Here is a 24,232-nt window from a genome sequence, read left to right as displayed (position 1 = left end):
GCGGAATCCGCGAGCATTCACGAAAGCAATTGCTTCACCGCGGCGACGATCTTGTCGACCTGGGGCAACGCCGCTTCTTCCATGTGCCGGGCATACGGAATCGGCACGTCCTCGGCGCACACGCGCGCGAGCGGCGCATCGAGTTCGTAGAATGCCTGTTCGACGATGCGCGCGACGATTTCCGACGCGACGCTCGCGCTGCGCCAGCATTCGTCGACGATCACCGCACGCCGGCACTTGATCACCGAAGCCATGATCGTCGCGTCGTCGAGCGGGCGCAGCACGCGCAGATCGACGACCTCGGCCGAGATGCCTTCGCCCGCAAGCGCATCGGCCGCCTCGAGCGCCTTCGGCAACGAGCCGCCGTACGCGAGAATCGCGACGTCCCCGCCGTCGCGCCTCACCTTCGCCGACCGGATGTCGACGCTCGTCATCGCGGACAAGTCGCCTTCCATGTTGTAGAGGCCCGCATGCTCGAAGATCAGCACCGGATCGGGATCGGCGAGCGCCGGCGCCAGCATGTGGCGCGCGTCTTCGACGGTCGCGGGCGCGAGCACCTTGATGCCCGGAATGCCGGCATACCAGCCCTCGAAGCTGTGCGAGTGCTGCGCCGCGACCTGGCGGCCCGCGCCCGTGGCCATGCGGATCACGAGCGGCACCGAGAATTGCCCGCCGGACATGTGATGGTAGAGCGCGGCGGTGTTGACGATCTGGTCGAGCGCGAGCAGGCTGAAGTTGACCGTCATGATCTCGACGATCGGCCGCATGCCGCCCAGCGCCGCGCCGATTCCCATGCCTGTGAACGCAAGCTCCGACAGCGGCGTGTCGCGCACGCGCTCGGGACCGAACGCTTCCAGCAAGCCCGCCGACACCGCGTAGCTGCCGCCGTAGCGCCCCACGTCCTCGCCCATCAGGAACACGCGCGGATCGTTCGACAGCGCGTCGCGCAACGCGTCGCGCAGCGCCTCGCGGTAGGTGAGCCGCCTGATCACGATGGGCCTCCCGCCGCCGTGTACACGTCTTTCGCGAGATCTTCGACGCGCTCCCACTCGCCGGCCTCGGCGAACGCGACGGCGCGCGCCACTTCGGCGTTCGCGTCGGCGTCGAGCGCGGCGAATTCGTCCTCCGTCAGCTTGCCCTCGGCCTTGAGCCGGGCCGTGAACGTGTGGATCGGCCCGCGCGCCTTCCATTCGTCGACCTCCGCCTTCTGACGATAGAGCTCGGCGTCGTACATCGAATGCGCGCGGAAGCGGTAGGTGCGCAGTTCCACGAACATCGGCCCCGCGCCGCCCCTCACGTATTCGACTGCGTCCTTCGCCGCGTCGTGCACCGCGACGACGTCCATGCCGTCGGCCGACGACACCCGCATGCCATACGACGCGGCCTTCGCGCAAAGGTCGGTCTGCGATTCGCTGCGCTCGAGCGCCGTGCCCATCGCGTACAGGTTGTTTTCGCAGCAGAACAGCACCGGCAGCCGCCACAGCGCCGCGAGATTCATCGATTCGTGGAACACGCCCTCGGCCACCGCGCCATCGCCGAAAAAGCACGCGGTCACGCGCTTGCCCGCCTGCATCTTCTCGGCGAGCGCGAGCCCGGCCGCGAGCGGCAGGCCGCCGCCCACGATCGCGTTCCCGCCGAACAGCCGGGTCTGCCGGTCGAACAGGTGCATCGAGCCGCCTCGGCCGCGCGCGCACCCCTCGCGCTTGCCGAACATTTCCGCCATCAGGACGCCCATGTCCATGCCCCGCACCAGCGCGTGCGCGTGTTCGCGGTAGGTGGCGACGACGTTGTCGTCGGGCTCGAGCGCGTGCAACGCGCCGATGCCGGCGGCCTCCTCGCCGATGTACAGATGGAGGAAGCCCCGTATCTTGCCCGCGCCGTACAGTTGCGCGCACGTCTCTTCGAGCCGGCGCACGCGCAGCATGTCGCGCAACAGGACGAGCGCGAAATCCTTGCCGTAGCGCACCGGGCCCGACGGCGGCGGCGGCGCGGGATGGTCGACAGCCGTCATGCGCCCGCCTCCAGCGTCGACGTGTCGCCCTCGGCCAGCCCCAGCTCGCGGGCCTTCAGCAGGCGGCGCATGATCTTGCCGCTGCGCGTATGCGGCAGTTGCTCGACGAACGCGATCTCCTTCGGCGCGACCGCCGCCCCCAAACGCCTCCTCGCATGAGCGAGCAGCTCCATGCGCAGCGCCTCGTCGGGCCGCGAGCCCGCGTTCAGCGAGACGAACGCCTTGACCGTCTCGCCGACCACCGGGTCCGGCTTGCCGATCACCGCGGCTTCGGCGACGGCCGGATGCGTCATCAGCGCGCTTTCCACTTCGAACGGGCCGATCAGGTGCCCCGCCGACTTGATGACGTCGTCGGCGCGACCGACGAACCAGTAATAGCCGTCCGCGTCGCGCCGCGCCAGATCGCCCGTCAGATACCAGTCGCCCGCGAAGCACCTGCGGTAGCGCGCGTCGTCGTTCAGGTAGCCGCGAAACATCGACGGCCACCCTCGCCTGAGCGCCAGCTCGCCGTCGACGCCGGGCTCGTCGACGAACTGCACGCCGCCCGCCGCATCGCGCCGCACGATCGCGGCGTCGACGCCGGGAAGCGGTCTGCCCATCGAGCCGGGCTTGATGTCGAAGGCGGGCGTGTTCGCGATCATGATCCCGCCCGTCTCCGTCTGCCACCAGTTGTCGTGGATCGGCAGCCCCAGCACTTCCTTTCCCCACCAGACGGCTTCCGGATTCAACGGCTCGCCGACGCTCGCGATGAAGCGCAGGCACGCAAACGCATGGCGCTTCGCGACCTCGGCGCCGGCCCGCATGAGCATGCGCACGGCGGTCGGCGCGGTGTACCAGACGGACACGCGTTCGTCGGCCAGAATGCCGTACCACCGCTCGGCATCGAATTCCTCCCGATCGACGACGGACGTCACGCCATGCAGCAGCGGCGCGATGATCCCGTACGAGGTGCCCGTGACCCATCCGGGATCGGCGGTGCACCAGTAGACGTCGTCCGCGTGCAGATCGAGCGCGTATCGGCCGGTGGCCCAATGCGTGAGCGCCGCGCCGTGCACGTGCACGGCGCCCTTCGGCGTGCCCGTGGTGCCGCTCGTGAAGTGCAGCAGCGCCATGTCCTCCGCGGAAGTGGCCTCGTAGCGGCACGAGTCCGACGCGCTCGCCATCAATCCCGCGAAATCCAGGGTGCCGGGGATCGAGGTCGCGCCGGACTCCTCGGCAACGAGCAGCACGTGCTTCAACCCGGGCATGCGTTCGCGCCATGGCGCGATCTTGCGCTCGAAGAGCGCATCCGTCGTGACCAGCACGGTTGCCCCGCCCAGATTGACGCGCGTGGCGATCGGCTCCGGCCCGAACGCGGAGAACAGCGGCGAGACGACCGTGCCGTTCTTCAGGCTGCCGAGCAGCGCGACGTACAGCTCGGGGATGCGTCCGGCGACGATGAAGAGCCGGTCGCCCTTGCCGACCCCCAGGCCGCGCAGCACGTTGCAGAAGCGGTTGCTCAGCGCGGCGAGCTCGCCGTAGCCGATGGCGCGGGGCGCCGCGCCGCGCGCGAGAAAGCGCAATGCGGTCTTGTCCCGGCCGGGGCCCGCGCAATGGCGATCGACGGCTTGCCATGCGATATTCAGCCCGCCGCCCGGCTCGACGGCGAGTTCCCGCGCGACGGCCGTCCACGAGAACCGGCGCCGTTCGTCGTCGTAATCGAGAAGATTCGGCGTGACCCGCAGGTCGACGGATGTTTTGGCGATTACCGCGGGCGCGTTCATTCAGGCATGATCCAGTCGACCTCACGTTGTTCACTGTAGATAGCGAATGCCGGCGCACAGTTGACGTGCGTCAAGGGCGATTCGGCGGGGGGCGACGGCGCGCGTTGCCGCACTGCGTCAGCCCGTCGGCTCGATCGGCGCGAAACGAGCGCGAGCGACGCGGCACAACCGGAGATCCCGCGCCCGTCTCATCGGACATGCGCGTCTCGCGCCGCCGCATCCGCGCGTTGGCGGGCGACGGGCGCACGCGGGAGCGCGCCGATCACGCCGGCGTCGCGATCGGGACGCGTCGAATGATTGATCTGCCTCAGCATGCCCGAGCGACCGACGGCGAAACTGGCTAAAACACGTCGGGCGAGGCTCCCGTGAGCGCCTGTCTTCCCTATCCGCCGCTCTCGCCGCGCGCGCCGCAAGCGGCGCCCGGGAACGGCGTCCGGCCGGCGAAGCGCGACATGCCGATTCCCGCCCGCCGCCCATTCGCAGCGGCGCAAGCGGGCTCGGCGACGGCGCATGCCGACGCGCTCCGGGTTCGATCGTGCATCGCGGGGGGCGCTCATGGCTAGCCGCTCGGCCGTCGCGATCCTGTGCCTGCTTGTCTGGCTGCCGGCGCGCGCGGCGACGGTCGCGATCACTGTCGTCGATGCGTCGAACGGCCGCCCGCTCGCGGGCGCGACCGCCTATGCATCGGGCATCGCCCGAACCAGCGCCGCGGACGGCACGTTCGCCATTCCGGCCGCGGCCGGCGACACCGCCACGGCGATGAGCGTGACGGCGCCCGGCTATGCGCGTGCGGAGGTCGCGTTGCACGAGGCCGACGCCGCGCGCATCGTGCGCATGACGCCGGTGCGTCCGAAGGCGATTTATCTGTCCGCGTCCGGCGTCGCGAACCGGGCGCTGCGCGACGCCGCCCTCGCGCTGCCCGGCAAGACCGCGATCAATGCGATCGTGATCGACGTGAAAGGAGACGACGGCGCGACGCCGTACCGCAGTGCGGCGCGCCGATCGGTCGGCGCGGCCGCCGAGCGGCGCGCCGCGGCGCACGCGATCGATCTGCCGGCGCTCGTGCGCGCGCTCCATGCACGCGGCCTTTATCTGATCGCGCGGATCGTCGTGTTCAAGGACGATCCGCTCGCGGCCGCGCATCCGGATTGGGCGGTGCGCGACGCCGCCGGCGCGGTCTGGCGCGATCGCGAGCGCCAGCGCTGGATCGACCCGACCGTGCGCGCGGCCTGGGCGCACCCGTTCGATCTCGCGGAAGAAGCGGCCCGAATGGGCTTCGACGAAATCCAGTTCGACTACTTGCGCTTCCCGGACGCGAACGGCCTGCGGTTCGGCGAGCCCAACACCGAAGCGAACCGCGTCGCGGCGATCACCGGCTTTCTGGCGGGCGCGCGCGCGAGGCTGCGGCCGTACAACGTTTATCTGTCCGTCGACATCTTCGGCTACGTCTGCTGGAATTCAAACGATACGCACATCGGCCAGCGGATCGAGACGCTCGGGCGATTGGTCGATTACATTTCGCCGATGCTGTATCCGTCCGGCTTCACATGGGGATTGCCGGGCATCAGGAAGCCGACCGAGCAGCCCGGCGCGATCGTCGGCCGCTCGCTCGCGCAAGCGCAGCGCCGCACCGGGCTCCCCGGCGTGCGCTTTCGGCCGTGGCTACAGGCCTTTCGCGACTACGCGTTCGATCGCCGCACGTTCGGCGCCGACGAGATCCGCGAGCAGATCGCCGCCGCCGAGGCGGCGGGCACGGACGGGTGGATGCTATGGAATCCGCACAATCGCTACGATTACGCCGCGTTGCCGCATTGAGCGGCGCGCTGACGTTCATCCTGGCGTCGGCAGGCGCGCATGCCGGCGCCGGCCGCCCCCTCGCCCCGCCATCGGCGGCCGTCGCGATCGGCGCCGCCATCGATGCGGAGATCGCCGACGGCCACATTGCGGGCGCGGTGGTCGTGACGGGCGATGCCGGCGGCGTGCGCGAGCGCGTGGCGCGCGGCGCGCGCGTGACAGGCCCCGCCGCCGAGCCGATGACGGCCGATACCGTATTCGATCTCGCCTCGCTGACGAAAGCCGTCGCGACCGCCACCGCCGTCATGCAACTGGCCGAGCGAGGCCGGCTCGCGCTGGACGCGCCGGCCGCACGCTATTGGCCGGCCTTCGCCGCGCGGGGCAAGGCCGGCGTGACGATTCGGCAGTTGCTCGCGCACACGTCCGGCTTGCCGCCCGGCGTGTCGTCGGCGCGGGCGTTGCGCGGCCGCGCGGCGGTACTCGCCGATGTCGCGCGCATGCCGCCCGTGGCGCCGCCGGGAACGCGCGTGATCTACAGCGACATCAACTACGTGGCGCTCGGCGTGATCGTCGAGCGCGTGACCGGTCGGCCGCTCGATGCGTGGTGCGCCAAGCATGTCTTCACGCCGCTTCACATGGCGAACGCGACGTTTCGCCCGCGCGCGGCGACGCTCTCGCGCATCGCGCCGACGGTCGTCCGCGATGGGCGTCTGCTGCGCGGGCGCGTGCACGATCCGATCGCCGCGGCGATGGGCGGCGTCGCCGGCAATGCAGGCCTGTTCGCCAGCGCCGGCGATCTCGCCCGCTTCGCGCAGATGCTGCTGAACGACGGCAGGCTCGGCGCGTCGCGCGTGCTGAGCCGCGCGAGCGTGGCCGCGCTCGAGACGCCGGCCACGCTCGACGCCAAGGGCGACGCGCGCACGGCCGGCTGGGACCTGCAGCCGCCCCTCGTCGCGAACCGCTACCGGCTGCCTCCGGCCGGCCTGCTGCAACATCTCGGCTATACGGGCACCGGCCTCTGGATCGATCTCGTCACGCATCGCTTCGTCATCGTCCTGACGAGCCGCCTCTACCCGGACGAACGCGGCGACGCCGCGCCGCTGCGCGAGCAGGTGCTCGGCCTCGTCGCAAGCCGCTCGCCGCCCGTGTCCGCCGACCAGATCGCCGAACGCGCGCCGACGATGGCCGCGGCCATCGCGCGCGCGGCGCGCGCGCCGGAGTCGGCGGGCCCCGTGCTGGCCGGCATCGACGCGCTCGAGTCGAGCGGCTTCGCGGCCGTGGCCGGCAAGCGCATCGCGCTCGTGACGAACCGCAGCGGAGTCGACCGGCTCGGCCGGCGCACGATCGATCTGCTCGCGCACGCGCCCGGCGCCCGGCTCGTCGCGATCTTCGCGCCGGAGCACGGGCTCGGGACCGACGTCGACGCACCGTTCGGCGATGCGATCGACGCGGATACGAACGTCGTCGTCCACAGCCTCTACGGGAGCCGCCGCCGGATCGCGCCCGAGGCGTTGTCGAACGTCGACGTGCTCGTATTCGACATCCAGGATGCCGGCGTGCGCTTCTTCACGTATCTCGCGACGCTGGGCTACGTGCTCGAGGCGGCGGCCGCCGCGCACGTCCCGGTGGTCGTGCTCGACCGGCCGAATCCGCTGGGCGGCGACGTCGTCGGGGGGCCGGTATCGGACGCCGACATCGGCTCCTTCACGAACTATTACCCGTTGCCGCTCGCGCCCGGCATGACGATCGGCGAGCTCGCGAAGCTGTTCGACGATCGGCTTCGAATCGGCGCCGATCTCGTCGTGGTGCCGATGGAAAACTATCGCCGCTGGATGCGCTACGGCGACACGGGGCTCGGCGGGTTGCCGCCGTCGCCGAATCTGCGCGATGCCGCCGCGCTCTCGCTGTATCCGGATATCGGCCTCGTCGAAGGCGCGGACGTGAGCGTCGGCAGGGGAACCGCGACGCCGTTCGGGGTGCTCGGCGCGCCTTGGATCGACGGCCGGGCGCTCGCGGACGATCTCCGCGCGATGCATCTGAGCGCGACGTTCACGCCGGCCCGGTTCGTGCCGACGGAGGGGCCGTACCGCGGCGCGCTGTGCGAGGGCGTGCGGATCGAGCGGCTGCCGGGCCCGGTGCGGCCGGGCCGCATCGGGCTGGCGGTTGCGCTCGCGCTGCATCGGCGCTATCCGGACCGCTTCCGGATCGACGCGATCCGCGCGTCGGTCGGCTCGCGCGCGGTGGCGGACATGTTGGCCGACGGGCGTCCGCTCGACGAGATCGAACAGGTCGTCGACACGCAAAACGCGGCGTTCTCGCGCGAGCGGGCCGCGTATCTGCTGTACTGACGCGCGCGCCCTCGCCGGCCGGGCCGCGCGCCGCCCGAGGCGGGCGGGCCGCCGCGCGCCCGCATTTCGCGTCCCCGTTTTGCCGTTGACCTCCGTCAACGAATGCACCCGGTGCCGGCCGAGAATGAACGCTCCATTGACGAGAAGGAGTGCGACATGAGCGAGCCAACCACCAAGCTGCCGGTCAAGAAACCGCAGGCCGGCGCGGAGCCTTCGTCGACCGCGCCGTTCTGGCACCCAATCGAGACGCTGCGGCGCGAGATCGATCGCCTGCTCGACGATTTCGATCACGGCGTGCGCTTGTCGTCGATGCGCCGGTCGATCTTCGACATCGAGCCGTTCTGGCGCCGCGAACGTGAATGGACGGCCGAGCCCGCGGTCGATTTCACCGAAACCGACAAGTCCTACGAAATCACCGCGGAATTGCCGGGGCTGAGCGAAAAGGATGTCGAGGTCAAGCTCGCGAACGGCGGCCTGTCGATCCGCGGCGAGAAACATGAAGAGAAGGAGGAAAAGCACAAGGACTACTACGTTCACGAGCGCCGGTTCGGCGCTTTCGAGCGAAGCTTCCGGATGCCGGACGGCGTCGACCGCGACAAGATCGAGGCGTCGTTCGACAAGGGCGTGCTGAAGGTGACGCTGCCGAAGACGCCGGAAGCGTCCAAGGCCGAGAAAAAGATCGAAGTCAAGGCGGGCTGATGCCTCGCCCGCCCCTCGCGCCCCCCGGCGCGCGCGGCGGCCATGCCGCGTACGCGGGCGCACGTCCGGCGACGCCGAAAGCGTTCGAGGTCGCCGGACGTTCTTTCGGAATGCAGACCGTTATTCCCGGACGAGGCCGGACCGCTCGACTCCAAACTCCGAGGCTTCGCGACGCCATCGAGATCGCGGGCGCGCCGTCGCGGCGACGGGCGCGCGGTGAACGCCGCACGATGCGCGTCGCAACCGCGCCGCGAAGCGCCGCAGCGGGCTGGGCGACGGGCGCGCGGCAGCCGGCGACGAGGCGCGCGCAGCCGCGCCTGCCGCCATCCGACGCCGGTTCAGAACGCAACCTGCAGCATGACGTCGAAGGCGAGCACGAGCGCCGAGCAGATGATGCCGAACGTGAGATTCGAGAGCCGATGCTCGACGTCCGGGTGCCGGCCGGCCCATGCGGTGATGAAGAACAGCCCGTCGAGGACGACTTGCAGCGCGAACACGATCAGCATCAGCGTGAATTCGTAGCCCGCCTGGGACAGCTCGTCGAAATGCCAGCCGTGCTGGCTGACCCAGTATCCAACGCGGTAGGCCTCGTAGCCCGCGAGCAGCAGCGGGAACAGATAGGAGATGAAATAGGTCGGCACCGTCGCGTGCCGGAGCTCGGGAAAGAAGTGATGTCCGGTCCGCATGATGGCCTCCGATCCGTGGATGCGCGCACATCGCATGCGATGCCGCTCACGATTTCAGCGTATTCATTCCGCGCGCGCGGCGATTGACGTGCGTCAATCGCCGCCGCGGCCGGGCGGCGCGCGCCGACGCCGCCCGGCGGCTTCGGAGAAGGGATCGCCGCGCTCGGATCGCCGCGACGGGCGCGCCGCACGGAGGCGGCGCGCCGAATGCGACGCGGCAACCGTCGCGACTCTTCACGCCCGCACGCCCGGGCGCCCCGGACGCCACGCCAGACGATTCAGTCGAGCATCTCGTCCGCGTGCACGTAAGCGAGGCCGAGCGCGCGCGCCACCGCTTCGTGCGTGACATGGCCGTCGCACACGTTCAGCCCCGCGCGCAGGTACGGGTCATCCGCGAGCGCGCGCTTCCAGCCTTTGTTCGCGAGCGCGATCGCATGACGCAGCGTCGCGTTGCCGAGCGCGAACGTCGACGTGCGCGCGACCGCGCCGGGCATGTTGGCGACGCAGTAGTGAACGACGCCGTCGACGACGTAGGTCGGCTGCGCGTGCGTCGTCGGACGGGACGTCTCGATGCAGCCGCCCTGATCGATCGCGACATCGACGACGACCGCGCCGGCGCGCATCGTCGAGATCATCTCGCGCGTGACGAGCCGCGGCGCGGACGCGCCGGGCACCAGCACCGCGCCGATCACGACGTCCGCACCGCGCACCGCATCGTCGATCGCATGCGCGTTCGAGTAGAGGGTCGCGATTCGGTTGCCGAAGACGAGGTCGAGCTCGCGCAGGCGATCGACGTTGGTGTCGAGCACGGTCACGCGCGCGCCGAGGCCCGCCGCCATCTGCAGCGCGCAGGTGCCGACGACGCCCGCGCCGAGCACGACGACGTGCGCGGCCGGCACGCCGGGCACGCCCGCCATCAGCAGGCCCATTCCGCCGCCGGGACTTTCGAGATGCGCGGCGGCAACCTGAATCGACATGCGGCCGGCGACTTCGCTCATCGGCGCGAGCAGCGGCAGGCCGCCTCCGGGCGCGCGGACCGTTTCGTACGCGATGCACACCGCGCGCGACCTGACGAGCGCCGCCGCCTGCCCGGGATCGGGCGCGAGATGCAGGTAGGCGAACAGGATCTGGCCGCGCCGCAGCATCGCGCACTCGGCCGGCTGCGGCTCCTTGACCTTGACGATCATGTCGGCGCGCGCGTACACCTCGGCCGGGTCATCGGCCAGCATCGCGCCGGCCGCCGCGTAATCCTCGTCCCGCAAGCCGATCGCCGCGCCCGCGCCGCGCTGCACCAGCACCGGATGGCCGTGCAGCGCGAGCTCGCGCGCGCCCGCCGGCGTCAGGCCGACGCGATACTCGTAGACCTTGATCTCCTTCGGCACGCCAATCAGCATGATTTGTCTCCCCCCGGTTCGAGGCCCGCGTCGATCCCGTCGAGCCGCATGCCCGCGGCAACCGTCACGCGCCGCCGGCCGTCGAACGGATTTCCGACGCGCGGCGTACTTGCCGCTTCGGCCGCTCCGACGGCCGCGGCGTGCAGCCGGGACAGCGGCCGTTTCCCGCCCGGCGAATCGCGTTTCCCGAAGGCGCGCAAGGCCATTCCGTCCTGCACGCCCCATTTTTTCCCGCCGTCGCTCCGGTCGACGCACGACGCGCCTTCCGATACGGATCGGACGACTTCGCGCACGCTCGACGCCATTCGCTCGAGCACGTCGCGCTTGCCGGCATCGCTTGGTTCCGGCGTCCGCGTCGCCCGTCGGTGCGCTGCTCGCCCGATTCGAGCGAGCCGGCTACGCGCCGCGATCGGCTTCGATGCGCGACGCGCATCGCCGGCTACGCGCGAAAGCGCTGCTCCTCGACCTGTTGCAGCTTGCTGATCTCCGCAATCCCGCCGAACAGCGCCGCCAGATACTCGACGATGTCGTCGAGCGTGACGATCCCGGTGAGCCGGCCCATGTCGTCGACGACCGGCAGCCTGCGAATGCCCGAGCGACGCATTTCCTCGAGCGCCATCGCGATCTCGTCGGTTTCCGATACGACGATCAGGCCCCGCGACATGACCTGTCCGGCGGTGACCTGGTCCGGCGCTTCGCCGCGCGCCATCACTTCGACGACGAGATCCCGGTCAGTGACAAGGCCGATCGGCACCGCATCGCCGTCGCGGTATTCGATCACGACGATATCGCCCACGTGAGCGTGTCGCATGCGTTCGGCCAGCTCGAGCGCGTTGCAATCGGCCGTGCAGAATTCGACGGGCTGAGTGCTGATTCTTCCGATGTACATATCCGCCTCCTGTGCCGATGACCGCGAACGGCGAAGCGCGCCGCGCGGCCTATCGTGCGATCAGGTTAGGGGCCGGCGCGGGGCGGCGATTGACGTACGTCAACGCATCGCGCGCGGCGAATCCCGCGCCGGCGACGCGGCCCTCCCGCCTTTTCGCGCGGCCGGCCGCGGCGGCGGCGCGGCGAACGCATGCGCGATCGGCACGATCGGCGCGGCGCGACGCAACACGCGGCAAGCGGGCCGCCGCCTCCGGCGGCATCCGCGCTTGCGCGCGGACTTGATGTCCGTCAATTCGCCCGCGCGACTTTGTTCGTAGATTCGAATCCACAAGGGCCGCGCCCCATCGAGCGACGGAACGGCGAAAGCGGGCCCGCCGCGGCCCGCCTCCCCGTCGTGCGCGGTCCGCCCGGCGAGCATGCCGCCCCGGCGCCTATGCCGGCTCGCGGCGCGCGCCATCCGGAGCAAGCAATGACGACCCCAGCCAGCCCTCGCCGCCCTGCAACCGGCGATGCACCTGCGCAATGCTTCCTCAATCCGTACCGGCACGGCTTCGTTCGAATCGCCGTCGCGATACCGCCCGTGCGCGTCGCGGATCCGGCCTTCAACGCGTCGCGCACGATCGACGCCATGCGCGACGCGGCGCGCGCGCACGCACTCGCGCTCGTATGCCCGGAGCTCGGCCTGAGCGCCTATACCTGCGACGATCTCTTCCAGCAACAGGCGCTGCTCGACGCCGGCATCGCGGCGCTGGGCGACGTGGTGGCCGCGTCGCGCGATCTCGCGACGATCGCCATCGTCGGCGTGCCGTTGCAATTCGGCTCGACGCTCTATAACTGCGCGGCGGTCGTTCATCGGGGCCGGATCTGCGCGATCGTGCCGAAGACCTATCTCGCGAACTACCGCGAGTTCTACGAGGCCCGGCAATTCGCGTCCGGCGACGCGCTCGCGCGGGACACGGTCGATCTGCCGATGCAATCCGGCATTCCGTGCGGGAGCAGTCTGCTGTTCCAGGTCCGCGCGCGGCCGCTCTTCACGTTTCATGTCGAGATCTGCGAGGATTTGTGGGTGCCGGTTCCGCCGTCGTCGTACGCCGCCCTCGCCGGCGCCACGGTGCTGTTCAATCTGTCCGCCTCGAATGCGACCGTCGCGAAAGCCGAGTATCGGCGCGCGCTCGTCGGCAACCAATCGGCCCGTTGCCTGGCCGCGTATGCGTACAGCGGCGCGGGCGCGGGCGAATCGACGACCGATCTCGCGTGGGACGGCCACGGCATGCTGTTCGAGAACGGCGTGCTGCTGGCGGAGGCGCGCCGCTTCGCGCCGACGCCGCAGCTCGTGATCGCCGATGTCGACGTCGAGCGGCTTGCCAGCGAGCGGATGCGGCAGACGAGCTTCGCGCACGCCGCGCTGCGGCACCGGAACGCGTGCGCGGCATTCCGGACGATTCCGCTCGACGCCGACATCGATGACGGCCGCATGTTGCCGCTCGCGAGAGCCTGCGAGCGTTTTCCGTACGTCCCGTCCGATCCCGCCGTGCGCCACGGACGCTGCGAGGAAATAAGCGAGATTCAGGTGCAGGGGCTCGTCACGCGCATGAACGCGGCCGGCGTCGATCGCCTGGTGCTCGGCGTATCGGGCGGGCTCGATTCGACGCTTGCGCTGCTCGTCTGCGCGCGCGCGACGGACGCGCTTCGCCTGCCGCGCGATCACGTGCTCGCGTGCACGCTGCCGGGTTTCGCGACGAGCGCGCGCACGGCGGGCCAGGCCGCCCGCCTGATCAACGCGCTCGGCTGCCGGCACATCGATATCGACATCCGGCCCGCGTGCATGCGGATGCTTCGCGATCTCGACCACCCGTTCGCGCGCGCGCAGGCGCGCTATGACGCGACCTTCGAAAACGTGCAGGCCGGCATGCGCACCGATTACCTGTTCCGCCTCGCGAACCGGCATGGCGCGCTCGTCGTCGGCACGGGCGACCTGAGCGAGCTCGCGCTCGGCTGGTGCACGTACGGCGTCGGCGACCAGATGTCCCACTACGCCGTCAACGCGAGCATTCCGAAGACGCTCGTTCGCTACCTCGTGCGCTGGGCCGCCGAACAGGGCCCGTTCGCCGGCGCCGCGAGCCCGGTGCTGCACGACGTGCTCGCGACGACGATCAGCCCCGAGCTGATTCCGGGCGACGCCGACACCGAGCCGGCGCAGCAATCCGAAACCGCCGTCGGCCCGTTCGAGCTGCAGGACTTCAACCTCTACTACCTGCTGCGCCTGGGCTACCGGCCGTCGAAAGTCGCGTATCTCGCATGGCATGCGTGGCACGACGCGACGCACGGCCCGTGGCCCGACATGCCCGACGGCCGGCGGCGCGCCTATTCGATCGGCGAAATCAAGCACTGGCTCGAGATCTTCGTGACGCGCTTCTTCGAAGACATGCAATTCAAGCGCAGTTGCCTGCCGAACGGCCCGAAGGTCGGCTCCGGCGGCTCGCTGTCGCCGCGCGGCGACTACCGCGCGCCGAGCGACGCGAGCGCGCGCGCCTGGCTCGCCGATCTCGCAACCGTGCCGGAGACTTTCGATGACGACCGCGCCCCGACGCCGCACTGAAGCGGATGCCGGCGCACCCGCGCCGATCGCGCCGACGCGTCCCGTCTCTCGTCACCCCGGCGCTCGCTCCCGAACCGAGGAACCTCCATCATGACAAACACCCCCATCAGCCTCTTTGCCTTCGCGACGAGCCGGCCGTTCGGCGAGCGGATCGCGGCCCGGCTCGGCGTCGCGCTCGCCGCGCACGAAGAGCGGGCGTTCGAGGACGGCGAACACAAGACGCGCCCGCTCGCCAGCGTGCGCGGGCACGACGTCTATGTCGTGCAATCGCTGCACGGCGAACCGGGAAGCTCGGTCAACGACAAGCTGTGCCGGCTGCTCCTGTTCATCGGCGCGCTGAAGGACGCATCCGCCGCCAGCGTATGCGCGGTCGTGCCGTACCTGTGCTACTCGCGCAAGGACCGGCGATCCCAGCCGCGCGATCCGGTTTCCACACGCTACGTGGCGGCGATGCTCGAAGCGGTTGGCGTCGATCGCGTCGTCACGATCGACGTGCACAACGTCGCCGCCTACCAGAACGCGTTTCGGTGCCCGACCGAACACCTCGAGGCCAACGGGCTGCTGGTCGACTGGTTCGCCGAGCGGGCGGGCGCACTGCCGATCGTGGTCGTATCGCCGGATGCCGGCGGCGTGCATCGCGCGGAGGATTTTCGCGCGAGGCTCACGGCGCGGCTCGGCCGCCCCGTCGACGCGGCCTTCGCGGGCAAGCTGCGCAGCAGCGGCGTCGTGACCGCCAAGCCGCTCGTCGGCGACGTCGCGGGCCGTTGCGCGATCATCGTCGACGATCTGATCGGCTCCGGCACGACGCTCGCCCACACGGCCGCCGACTGCCGCGCGCTCGGCGCGCAGTCCGTCTATGCGGTCGCGACCCACGGCATGTTCTTCGGCCGCGCGGCCGAGTTGCTCGGCGGCGACGCGCTCACCGCGCTCGCCGTCACCGATTCGGTGCCGCCGTGGCGGGTGCCGCCGGGCGCGCTGCAGGACAAGCTCACGGTGCTCGACAGCGCGCCGCTGTTCGCGGAGGCGATCGCGCGCATCCATCGCGGCGGCTCGCTCACGGACCTGCTGCGGCGCTGACGCGCGCCGCCGTCCACAGTTGCTCGCAACAGCCGATGTGCCGCTGCGCGAGCGCGACGTATGCGCGTGCGCGATCGCGCCATGCGGGCGTCGCCCGGAATGCCTTCTCCCGCAGATGCCATGCGGCAAGCCGCGCGCGCGTCATCGCGCGGCAGCTCTGATGGAAATGCACGAGCGCGTCGTCGACGTCGTCGCCGCTCGCCGCGCGATACTCGCCCAACAACGCGCGCGCGAATTCGGGCGCGCCGAGCCGTTCGCATTCGAGCGCCAGAAAGCCGATCTCGTCGGCCGCGTCCTGCGTGCGCAGCCGCTTCGAGAATTCGAGGCAATCGATGATCGCGATCCGCGCGTCGATGCAAATGTGCTCGGGCCGCAGATCGCCGTGCCCCTCGACGATCCGCCCCTGCCGGACGCGCGCGTCGAAGCGGCCGGCCTCGGCGTCCAGCAGCGCGCGCTGCAACGCGCAGACCGCGCGCACGGCAGCGACGGGCTGATCGAACATGGGCCGGCACAACGCGCGCTCGTTGCAGTCGATCGTTCGGCGCAAGTCGTCGCGGTACAACGCCGGGTCGCCTCGCACGGGCGCGAGCGACCGGTAGAACGCGCTCAATCGCTGCGCGATGCGACGCGCATCCGCGCGCGTCGCGCTCCCGTGCAGCAGCGCCCGGTCGAGCATCCGCTCCGCGGGCAAGCGCTTCATCTCGACGAGCCAGTCGACGACCTCGCCCGCGCCGCCCGGCCGCAAGCGGCCGTCCGAATCCATCGTGACCGGCACGGCGCCGAGATAGACGCCCTCCGCCAGCCGGCGGTTCAGGCGCACCTCCTCATGGCAGAAGCGCTCGCGCGCGGCAAGCGAGCGAAAGTCGAGCTGCGGCGCCCGCACCGGCTTCTTGAGTTTCCACGCATGGCGATCGGTGAGGAACACCCACGACATGTGCGTTTCGATCGCCTTCACCGATTGCGTGCCGTCCGGCCAGGCAGCGGGCTCCCGCAACCGGGCGACCTTCTCAATCAGCGAAACGACGGACAACCGTTCCCGATCCGCCTTGATCATGCAAGCCTCTGCCCCGAGTATGCGATTCGGACTTCTTCGATCCGTGCCGCGGGCACGGCCGGCGCGCGCCCCCAGCCGTCGCCCGACGGATACGGCGCGCGGCTTTCGGTGGATGGGCCGCCGCGAATCGCGGCGCGCGAAAGCGTACCTCGCCCCTATGATCGAGCACCCATTCGCCGCGCGGCGCGGCGCGCCGCGCCCGATGCGCGGCCATCGACACGACCAGCATAGATTTCGGCGCGGCCGCGACGTTGCGCGAGATCAATCGTCCGATGCGCTTCGCGCCCATTGACCCAGGTCAAGCCGCCCGAGCGGCCGCCCGATCAAATATCCGCATCCGCCGCCGGTCATCGTCCCGCTCGCGCACCGACGCGATCGGGATTCCGGCGCGCCCTATCCCGCATCGTCGAACGGAGGCGTATCGTGCCCGCCAAATCGCTGGTCTTTCATCAGGATGCGCGTCAACGGCTGCTCAGGGGCGTCAACGCGATGGCAGAAGCGGTCAAGGTCACGCTCGGGCCCGGCGGACGCAACGTGATCGTCGAGCAGCCCGACGCGGCGCCGCTCGTCGCCAACTCGGGCGTCGTCGTCGCCGGCTCGGTCGATCTGCCCGATCCATTCGAGGAAATGGGCGCGCGCCTGCTGCGCGAAGTCGCGACCCGCACGAGCGAAGTCGCGGGCGATGGGACGACCACCGCCACGACGCTTGCCCAGGCGATCGTCGTCGAGGGCATCAAATGCGTGACGGCCGGCCACGATCCGATGGCGCTCAAGCGCGCCATCGAAACGGCCGGCAAGGACGTCGTCGCCGAATTGCACCGCATCGCCCGGCCATGCGCGAGCGCCGACGAAATGCGCCAGATCGCGACGATTTCCGCGAGCGGCGACGTCTCGATCGGCGCCCTGGTCGCGCAGGCGGTGGAGCGCGTCGGCAAGGAGGGCGCGATCAGCATCGAGGACGGCACGAAACTCGACGACGAACTCGAAACCGTGGACGGCTCGCTGGTCGAGCGCGGCTATCTGTCGCCGCTGTTCGTCGAGGCGGACCGTCACACCGTCGTGCTCGAAGAGCCGCGCATCCTGCTGTGCGACATGAACGTCGGCGCGATCGCACAGCTGCTGCCGGTGCTCGAAGCGCTCAGCAGCACCGGCAAGCCGCTCCTCGTCGTCGCGAACGAAGTGGAGGGCGAAGCGCTCGCCACCCTCGTCGTCAACCACCTGCGCGGCACGCTGAAATCGTGCGCGATCCGCTCCCCCGGATTCGGCGAGGCGCGCACCGAGCAGTTGGCCGACCTCGCGGCGCTCACGGGCGCGACGGTGATTTCCCCGCAGACGGGGCGCGCGCTCGAGCGCGCGACGCTCGCCGAGCTGGGTGCCGCGCGCCGCGTCGAAATCTCCCGCGACACGACGACGATCATCGCGGGGCGAGGCGAACGCAAACGCATCGACGAGCGGATTCGCGCGCTGCGTACGCGGCTCGACGCGACGCCGCCCGGCTACGAACGCGACGCGCTCGCCCGCCGCCTGACCAAGCTCGCGGGCGGCGTCGCGGTGATTCGCGTTGGCGCGGCGACGGAAACCGCGCTGCGCGAGCGCAAGAACCGCTTCGAGGACGCGCTGCACGCGACACGCGCCGCGATGGAGGAAGGCATCGTGCCCGGCGGCGGCGTCGCGCTGCTGCGCGCGCGCCGCGCGCTCGAGCAGGACGGCGCGGGCTTGACGGACGCGCAGCGCACGGGCGCGCGCATCGTTCACGATGCCCTGGCGTCGCCGCTGCGCCAGATCGCCGAAAACGCCGGCGCCGACGCGCAGGCTGTCGTGCATGCGGTGGACGCCGCGTCCGGCGCCTTCGGCTATGACGCCGCCCGTGCCGCGTATGGCGACATGATCGCGGCCGGCATCGTCGATCCCGTCAAGGTCGCGCGATCGGCATTGCAGAATGCGATCTCGGTCGCTTCCTTGTTGCTCACGACCGATTGCATGATCGCGCGCCGTTCGCCCGCCGGCCCGGCAATGCACGCGGCAAGCGAAGAAGCGTGGGACCGCGATCTCGGATGACTCGGTGCCGCGCGCGCCACATGCCGACTGCGGCGCGCGCGCCGATAGCCGAATCCGACGAGCCTACCGCAGCAGGCCCTCATCGCGCGCGATCTCCAGCGCGAGACTCGCGCGCTGCTCACGCCCAAACGCCGTGAGCCCCGCCGGTTCATTGCATCGATCGACCGCCCCCGTCGGCATGGAGCGGCGACAGTCTCATCGTCGGCTCGTCCATGCAGATCCGCCGCCGCCGCGCCGGGCACAAGCTGGCCGCGCACGAGGCGGTTGCCGATCGTCGCGAAAACCCTCGCGATCGGCGCCGATTTCCCGACACCCGACGCCCGCGCGGGCGACGTTCCGCCCGCGTCAGTCCATCTGAAGACGCTCGAGATACGCGCAAAACATGTCGGCCATCGCATCGGCGTAGGCGTCGATCTCGGCGGCGCTTCGACGCGTTTCCGAGAATCGCTTGCCGAGCGCGCCGAGCGTCGCCGCGATCAGGTCGCCCGCCTGCGCGCGCGTCGCGTCGGATGCATCGGGCAGCGCGTCCCGCATGAAACGCCGGACAATGCGATTGCCCGCTTCGCGCACCTGCCGCGCCTGCGGCGCATCGCGATAGAGCGGCGCGGCGTCGTTGAGCGCCACGCGCATCTCAGCCTCGTCGCATTCCGAGCGGACGAACGCGTGCACCAGGATGCGCAGCCGTTCGAGCGGCGGCTTCTCGCCATCCTCGAGGATGCCGCGCAGCAACTCGGTCGTCTGCCGCCATTCGTCGCTCTGAAGGCGAAACAGCACCGCCGCCTTGTTCGGAAAATACTGATACAGCGATCCGACGCTGACGCCCGCCTTCTCGGCCACGCGCGCCATCGTGAAGCGCGGGGCCCCCTCCTTCGCCAAAACCTGAATGGCGGCCTGAAGCACATCGTCGACGAGACGCGCCGACCGCGCCTGCTTGGGCTGTTTTCGCGCGGAAATCTGTGTGTTCGAACGATTGGCCATGAGCGTGCCGCAATGCGAATAGTAAAACCTGACGAATTAATCGCATTCTAGATCGGCGCAACGTCGCGCTCAATCTCAGACCGGACACCTCGATGACGACCCTGACCGCCGCCCCGCTCGCCCCGTTGCTGGACAGCCTGTTCGAGCAGGCCGAAGCGCGCTCTCCGATGACGAACCCCACGCTCGCCGCGCTCTCCGACGACGAGCGCGCGCGGCTGATGCGAAGCAAAACCGGCTATCGCGATTTATACGCATGCCTGAAGGATTTTCCGCTTGCCGTCTCGCGCGAAACCGCGTCGCTGCTATACATGCTGGCGCGCGGTTGCAGCGCACGCACGATCGTCGAATTCGGGACTTCGTTCGGCATTTCGACCTTGCATCTCGCCGCCGCGCTTCGGGACAACGGCGGCGGCCGCCTCGTCACGACCGAGTTCGAGCCGTCCAAGGCCGCGCGGGCCCGCGAGAATCTGACAGCCGGCGGACTCGCCGATCTCGTGGAGATTCGCGAAGGAGACGCGCTGCAAACGTTGAGCGTCGATTTGCCCGACACCATCGACCTGCTGCTGCTCGACGGCGCCAAGGCGCTCTATCCCGACATCCTGAATCTCGTGGAAAGCCGCCTCAGACCCGGCGCCTTCATCGTCGCCGACAATGCCGATGACAGCCCCGATTATCTGGCGCGCGTGCGATCGCCCGCGAACGGATACCTGTCGACGCCGTTCGGCGAGGATGTCGAGCTGTCGATGCGAATCGGCTGAAGCCGGCGGCGATGGCGCGCGGCTGCCGGATACCGCCGCGTCGGCCTGCCTGCATCGTCGACGTGACGTGCGCGGCCGCAGCGGCGATCCGGCCGGCGTCCATGCGGATGCGCTCGCCCGGCGCCACGGCTTGGCCGCGTGGCGCGCTCGGCCGGCCGGCGCCACCGATCCGGATGATCCTGACGATCCGGACATATTCTCTCGGCGCGGCATGGCCGCGCATCGCGAGCAAACGCTCGCTCGCGCCGAGACAAATCTCCACACGAATCCGGTCGACGCGGCAAGGCCTGCCATGAGACGATCCGTGGCTCGTTAGATTTTCGCCGCTACTTCGCCGCATGAATGTCCCGATGTCGCGCGCCGCACTCGCCGCGCTCCTGCTCGCGGTGGGCGCGAGCGCGCAAGCGCAGCCGCTCGCCGGCTCCGCGTCCGGCGCGACGCCGGCGTCCCGAGCCGCGCCGTCGCCAGCGCACCCGCAGACGCCGCCCGCCACCGCCCGCGCCGGTTCGCTGCCGTCCGGCAGCCTCGCCCCCCAAACGCTGTCGAAACACGCGCCGCCCGACGCGAAGCCGCAGTACGCGGCCCCGTTGCAGCGCAACTTCGCGTTCGCGCAGGATCAAGGCCGGCAGGAGGAATGCGACGCGCTCGCCGCGAAGATCGACAATCTGGCGCGCCACACGGAAGCCGCCGTGCGCTCGGCCCCGCCTGCGCTGCTCGCACCGAGCACGATCAACCACTCGACGCCGTGGAAAGTTCCCGCGCCGCCCGTCTACGAGCCGCCGCCGTCGCGGCCGCTGCCTTCCGCGAACGGCCATGCGCCGTCAAGTTTCGCGCCGCAGGCGTCCGACTACCGGAGCCGCCCGTGGGCGCGCAAGCCATATCCGGCCACCGAGCGGGAAGCCAAGGAACAGCGCGAGCGCAGCGAGCAGCAGATCGAGCTCGAAACGCGCTACCGCCGGTTGCACTGCGGCTCCTAGGCCGCGCGGCGCACTCGGCGGGCGTCTTCGCCGTTCGCGCACGCGCGGGCATCGGCGGGTAACATGACGTCGAGCGCGGCGCGCGATGCGCGCCGTTCATATTTCGACGCCCTCGCCATGACCGCCCGACAACTGACGCCCGCTCTCGCCTCGCAATTCGCGAACCTCGCGCTCGGCCACCTGACGCGCGAATATCCGAACAAGCTCACGCATTCGCTCGCCGGCCCGCAAGACGTGCGCGGCCCCCGCGCGCTGCATCCGATCTTCTACGGCAGCTACGACTGGCATTCGTGCGTGCACGGCTACTGGCTCGTCACGCGGCTGCTCGACCGGTTTGCCGATCTGCCGCAGGCGCAGCGCATCGTCGCGACCGTCGACGCGCACTTCACCGCCGAGAACGTGGCGGGCGAAGCGGCGTACCTGAACCTGCCGCACAATCGCGGCTTCGAGCGGCCTTACGGCTGGGGATGGCTGCTCGCGCTGTCCGCGCAGCTCGCGTCGATGACGTCGGATGCGGGCCGCCGCTGGTCGGCGACGCTCGCGCCGCTGACCGACATCTTCGTCGAGCGCTTCACCGAATTCCTGCCGAAGGCGACCTACCCGCTGCGCGTCGGCACGCACTTCAACACCGCGTTCGCGCTGTCGCTCGCGTTCGATTTCGCACGGCGGACGGGGCGTGCGGAGCTTGAAGCGCTGATCGTCGACACCGCGCGGCGCTGGCATCTGCGCGACGCGAACTGTCAGGCATGGGAGCCGAGCGGCGACGAGTTCCTGTCGCCGGCGCTGATGGAAGCGGAGCTGATGCGCCGCGTGCTGCCGGCGGCGGAGTTTCTCGCGTGGTTCGACGCGTTCCTGCCGTCGCTCGCCGCGCGCGAGCCGGCAACCCTCTTCACGCCCGCCACCGTCACCGACCGCACCGACGGCAAGATCGCGCACCTCGACGGCCTGAACCTGAGCCGCGCGTGGTGCCAGCGCTCGCTCGCGCGTGCGTTGCCGCAAGGCGATCCGCGCCGGGCGGCGCTCGACGACGCGGCCGACGCGCATCTCGCGAGCGCGCTCGAGCACGTCGCGGGCGACTACATGGGCGAGCACTGGCTCGCGTCGTTTGCGGTGCTCGCGCTGGAGGCCTGAGCCGACCGACGGAAGCGACGCCGGTTGCGTCCGGCGTCGCCGCGTCGCACGAATGCATGTAGTACGCGTCGGGTCGCGCCGACGTTCGAGCATGCCGCATCGCCTCGCCACGTGCGCGGAGCGGGCCGCCTAACGCGGCTTCGCTGATGCAGTTCGGTTGATGCAGTTCGGTTGATGCGGCTCGGTTAAGCGGCCCGGCTGAATGCCGCTCGGTTGAATACGGCATCGCGGCGCACGGCCGGCACGCCGCACGCATGCCCGCCGCCGGCCTCCCCTTCGCCGCCAGGCGGAGCGCGCACGCAACGAACGCGCGCGCCGTCCGCCCGGCTCACGTCAATGCGATATCGCTTCGAGCGCGACGCCTTTCGTGCGCGGCCCCATCAGCCCGATCGTCGCCATCACGATCGCCATCGCGCCCGCGATGAACGCGAACACGCCCGGCGTGCCGAACCCCTTGAGCACGGCCGCGATCGCGAACGACGTGAAGATCGCCGAGAAGCGGCTCCACGAGTAGACAAAGCCCACCGCGCGCGCACGGATCGCGGTCGGGAACAGCTCGGCCTGATACGCATGGAAGCTGTACGACATGATGTTGTTCGCGAGCGTGAGGCACACGCCGAGCGCGACGAGCAGCCACGCGGCCGACGCCTGACTGAACAACAGCCCCGCGATCATCGCCGCGCCCGCCATCGCGACGATCACCGTCTTGCGCTCGAAACGGTCGGCGATCGCGAGGCCGATCAGCGGCCCGACCGGCGCGGCGAGCGCGATCACGCTCGAATACATGAGGCTCGTCGTGACGGTGATTCCCTGCTTGATGAGCAGCGTCGGCACCCAGTTCGCGAAGCCGTAGAAGCCCACCGTCTGGAACACGTTGAAGATCGTCATCATCACCGTGCGCTTGCGGTAAGGCGGCACCCACATGTCGGCGAACCGGCCGCGCGGCGCGATGGGCTCGGCCGGCGCGGGCGGCGGCAGCGGCCGGCCGTACTCCGCCTCGACCTTCGCCTCGAGCGCGGCGAGCACGCGTTCGGCTTCGTCGAGCCGGCCCTGCTGCGCGAGCCAGCGCGGGCTTTCCGGCAACTGGCGGCGAATCCACCAGACGAAGATCGCGCCGTGCGCGCCGATCAGCACGACCCAGCGCCAGCCGTCGACGCCGAACGGCGCGCGCGGCACGAGCAGATACGCGAGCAGCGCGACGACGGGCACCGCGGCGAAGCCGACCGCCTGCTCGCACGCGAACGCGCGGCCGCGAATCTGTTTCGGAACCAGCTCCGAGATGTACGTGCCGATCGTCACCATCTCGACGCCGAGCCCCAGCCCGACGACGAAGCGCCAGAAATTGAGGCCCGCGGCGGTGTCCTGGAACGCCATCGCGACGTTCGCGGCCGTGTACCACAGGAGCGACCACGTGAACACCGCGCGGCGGCCGAAGCGGTCGGCGAGAAAGCCGCACGCGATCGTGCCGATGAACAGGCCCGCGAACAGCGCGGCGATGAAGCTCGCCACGCCCGTCGTGCCGAACAGCCCGCGCGTCGTCGCGCTCAGGATGCCGCTCTTCACGAGGCCGGGCGCGACGTAGCCGCTGTACAGCAGATCGTAGAGCTCGAAGAAGAAGCCGAGACTCAGCAGCGCAACGAGTTTCCAGACGCTGCGCGTAGGCGGCAGGCGATCGAGGCGTGCCGAGATGACGCCAGCGTCGATCGCCGTCGCCTGCGCCGATGCGCGCGACGCGCTTTCCGTTGAAGCCATGGCGGGGGTGTCTCCGAATGTCGTTGTCGTCTGACGGCGGCCGCTCGCGGCCGCCGGGGTTCGGGCATTTTACCGGCCGCGCGGCCGGTGGGAAGGGCTGCGCCCCGCGCGCCGCGCGAAGCGCGCGCGCCCGTCGACACGTCCGCCGCGCGCGCCGGGCCGCCGCCTCCGCGCCGCAACGGCGCCGCAAGTTCGTGAGCGCCACGGAGACCGGAAGCCCAGACGCCGTTTCGGATGATCGACGGGCGGCATCACGTTGCGCCGG

The 24,232-nt window shown here is 70.4% G+C and carries 19 protein-coding genes; 9 read left to right on the top strand and 10 right to left on the bottom strand.

The window, feature by feature from the left end; translation table 11 throughout:
• Positions 1-17: 17 nt before the first annotated feature.
• The 3 genes from BTH_RS04815 to acsA are packed head-to-tail and all read right to left on the bottom strand — an operon-like array spanning position 18 to position 3,774.
• Positions 18-992, bottom strand: a complete 975-nt coding sequence (locus BTH_RS04815; protein ID WP_009896302.1) for an alpha-ketoacid dehydrogenase subunit beta — start codon at positions 990-992, stop codon at positions 18-20.
• Positions 989-2,011 carry a pyruvate dehydrogenase (acetyl-transferring) E1 component subunit alpha gene (pdhA, locus tag BTH_RS04810; RefSeq protein ID WP_009896301.1) on the bottom strand — a complete coding sequence of 341 codons (1,023 nt, stop codon included), beginning with the start codon at positions 2,009-2,011 and terminating at the stop codon, positions 989-991. Before pdhA ends, BTH_RS04815 begins: the two co-directional genes overlap by 4 nt.
• Positions 2,008-3,774 carry an acetate--CoA ligase gene (gene acsA / locus BTH_RS04805; protein ID WP_009896300.1) on the bottom strand — a complete coding sequence of 589 codons (1,767 nt, stop codon included), beginning with the start codon at positions 3,772-3,774 and terminating at the stop codon, positions 2,008-2,010. Before acsA ends, pdhA begins: the two co-directional genes overlap by 4 nt.
• Before the next feature lie 555 nt (positions 3,775-4,329).
• Here acsA and BTH_RS04795 point away from each other — a divergent pair.
• The 3 genes from BTH_RS04795 (at position 4,330) to BTH_RS04785 (ending at position 8,615) form a co-directional block, all read left to right on the top strand.
• Positions 4,330-5,589, top strand: a complete 1,260-nt coding sequence (locus tag BTH_RS04795; RefSeq protein ID WP_009896297.1) for a putative glycoside hydrolase — start codon at positions 4,330-4,332, stop codon at positions 5,587-5,589.
• Positions 5,544-7,916 (top strand): serine hydrolase, encoded by a 2,373-nt coding sequence (locus tag BTH_RS04790; RefSeq protein WP_011401077.1) that lies wholly within the window; start codon positions 5,544-5,546, stop codon positions 7,914-7,916. The genes BTH_RS04795 and BTH_RS04790 overlap by 46 nt, the downstream gene beginning before the upstream one ends.
• Positions 7,917-8,072: 156 nt before the next feature.
• The gene (locus BTH_RS04785) at positions 8,073-8,615 is read left to right on the top strand and encodes an Hsp20/alpha crystallin family protein (RefSeq protein WP_009899773.1); all 543 of its coding nucleotides are present in this window, start codon (positions 8,073-8,075) and stop codon (positions 8,613-8,615) included.
• A 338-nt stretch (positions 8,616-8,953) separates the two neighbouring features.
• Here BTH_RS04785 and BTH_RS04780 read toward each other — a convergent pair whose 3' ends face one another.
• From BTH_RS04780 to BTH_RS04765, 4 genes are all read right to left on the bottom strand, one after another.
• Positions 8,954-9,301: a hypothetical protein gene (locus BTH_RS04780; RefSeq protein ID WP_009896291.1), complete on the bottom strand. Its 348-nt coding sequence runs from the start codon at positions 9,299-9,301 to the stop codon at positions 8,954-8,956.
• A gap of 278 nt (positions 9,302-9,579) precedes the next feature.
• Positions 9,580-10,695 (bottom strand): alanine dehydrogenase, encoded by a 1,116-nt coding sequence (gene ald, locus BTH_RS04775; protein ID WP_009896289.1) that lies wholly within the window; start codon positions 10,693-10,695, stop codon positions 9,580-9,582.
• A complete protein-coding gene (locus tag BTH_RS04770; RefSeq protein ID WP_223297102.1) occupies positions 10,689-10,988 on the bottom strand; it encodes a hypothetical protein in 300 nt (99 codons plus the stop codon). Before BTH_RS04770 ends, ald begins: the two co-directional genes overlap by 7 nt.
• 146 nt (positions 10,989-11,134) lie before the next feature.
• Complete coding sequence (locus BTH_RS04765) at positions 11,135-11,584, bottom strand: CBS domain-containing protein (protein ID WP_009896286.1); 450 nt, start codon at positions 11,582-11,584, stop codon at positions 11,135-11,137.
• 468 nt (positions 11,585-12,052) lie between these two features.
• On the opposite strand from BTH_RS04765, the gene BTH_RS04755 reads away from it, so the two are divergent.
• Together BTH_RS04755 and BTH_RS04750 are read left to right on the top strand one after the other, a co-directional pair.
• Complete coding sequence (locus tag BTH_RS04755; RefSeq protein ID WP_043037854.1) at positions 12,053-14,182, top strand: NAD(+) synthase; 2,130 nt, start codon at positions 12,053-12,055, stop codon at positions 14,180-14,182.
• 90 nt (positions 14,183-14,272) lie between these two features.
• Complete coding sequence (locus BTH_RS04750; protein WP_009896281.1) at positions 14,273-15,259, top strand: ribose-phosphate diphosphokinase; 987 nt, start codon at positions 14,273-14,275, stop codon at positions 15,257-15,259.
• Here BTH_RS04750 and BTH_RS04745 read toward each other — a convergent pair.
• Positions 15,237-16,313, bottom strand: coding sequence for a hypothetical protein (locus tag BTH_RS04745; protein ID WP_009896279.1), 1,077 nt, complete (start codon positions 16,311-16,313; stop codon positions 15,237-15,239). The genes BTH_RS04750 and BTH_RS04745 overlap by 23 nt on opposite strands.
• Before the next feature lie 423 nt (positions 16,314-16,736).
• Here BTH_RS04745 and groL point away from each other — a divergent pair, with 423 nt between their 5' ends.
• A complete protein-coding gene (gene groL, locus BTH_RS04735; RefSeq protein ID WP_009896276.1) occupies positions 16,737-18,371 on the top strand; it encodes a chaperonin GroEL in 1,635 nt (544 codons plus the stop codon).
• Positions 18,372-18,716: 345 nt separating this feature from the next.
• On the opposite strand, the gene BTH_RS04730 is transcribed toward groL, so the two are convergent.
• Entirely contained in the window at positions 18,717-19,349 is a 633-nt protein-coding gene (locus BTH_RS04730) for a TetR family transcriptional regulator (protein ID WP_009896272.1), read from the bottom strand.
• A 92-nt stretch (positions 19,350-19,441) separates the two neighbouring features.
• On the opposite strand from BTH_RS04730, the gene BTH_RS04725 reads away from it, so the two are divergent.
• The 3 genes from BTH_RS04725 to BTH_RS04715 all read left to right on the top strand — a co-directional run bounded on the left by BTH_RS04725 (position 19,442) and on the right by BTH_RS04715 (position 22,215).
• Positions 19,442-20,107, top strand: coding sequence for an O-methyltransferase (locus BTH_RS04725; RefSeq protein WP_009896270.1), 666 nt, complete (start codon positions 19,442-19,444; stop codon positions 20,105-20,107).
• A gap of 338 nt (positions 20,108-20,445) precedes the next feature.
• Entirely contained in the window at positions 20,446-21,084 is a 639-nt protein-coding gene (locus BTH_RS04720; RefSeq protein ID WP_009896268.1) for a hypothetical protein, read from the top strand.
• A 117-nt stretch (positions 21,085-21,201) separates the two neighbouring features.
• Positions 21,202-22,215, top strand: a complete 1,014-nt coding sequence (locus BTH_RS04715) for a DUF2891 domain-containing protein (RefSeq protein ID WP_009896265.1) — start codon at positions 21,202-21,204, stop codon at positions 22,213-22,215.
• 333 nt (positions 22,216-22,548) lie between these two features.
• Here the strand turns inward: BTH_RS04715 and BTH_RS04710 are convergent, their stop codons facing one another.
• Positions 22,549-23,967 carry an MFS transporter gene (locus BTH_RS04710; RefSeq protein WP_009896263.1) on the bottom strand — a complete coding sequence of 473 codons (1,419 nt, stop codon included), beginning with the start codon at positions 23,965-23,967 and terminating at the stop codon, positions 22,549-22,551.
• Positions 23,968-24,232: the final 265 nt, after the last annotated feature.

The organism is Burkholderia thailandensis E264 (assembly GCF_000012365.1).
Lineage (GTDB): Bacteria > Pseudomonadota > Gammaproteobacteria > Burkholderiales > Burkholderiaceae > Burkholderia > Burkholderia thailandensis.
This window is presented reverse-complemented; position numbering and strand designations above follow the sequence as displayed.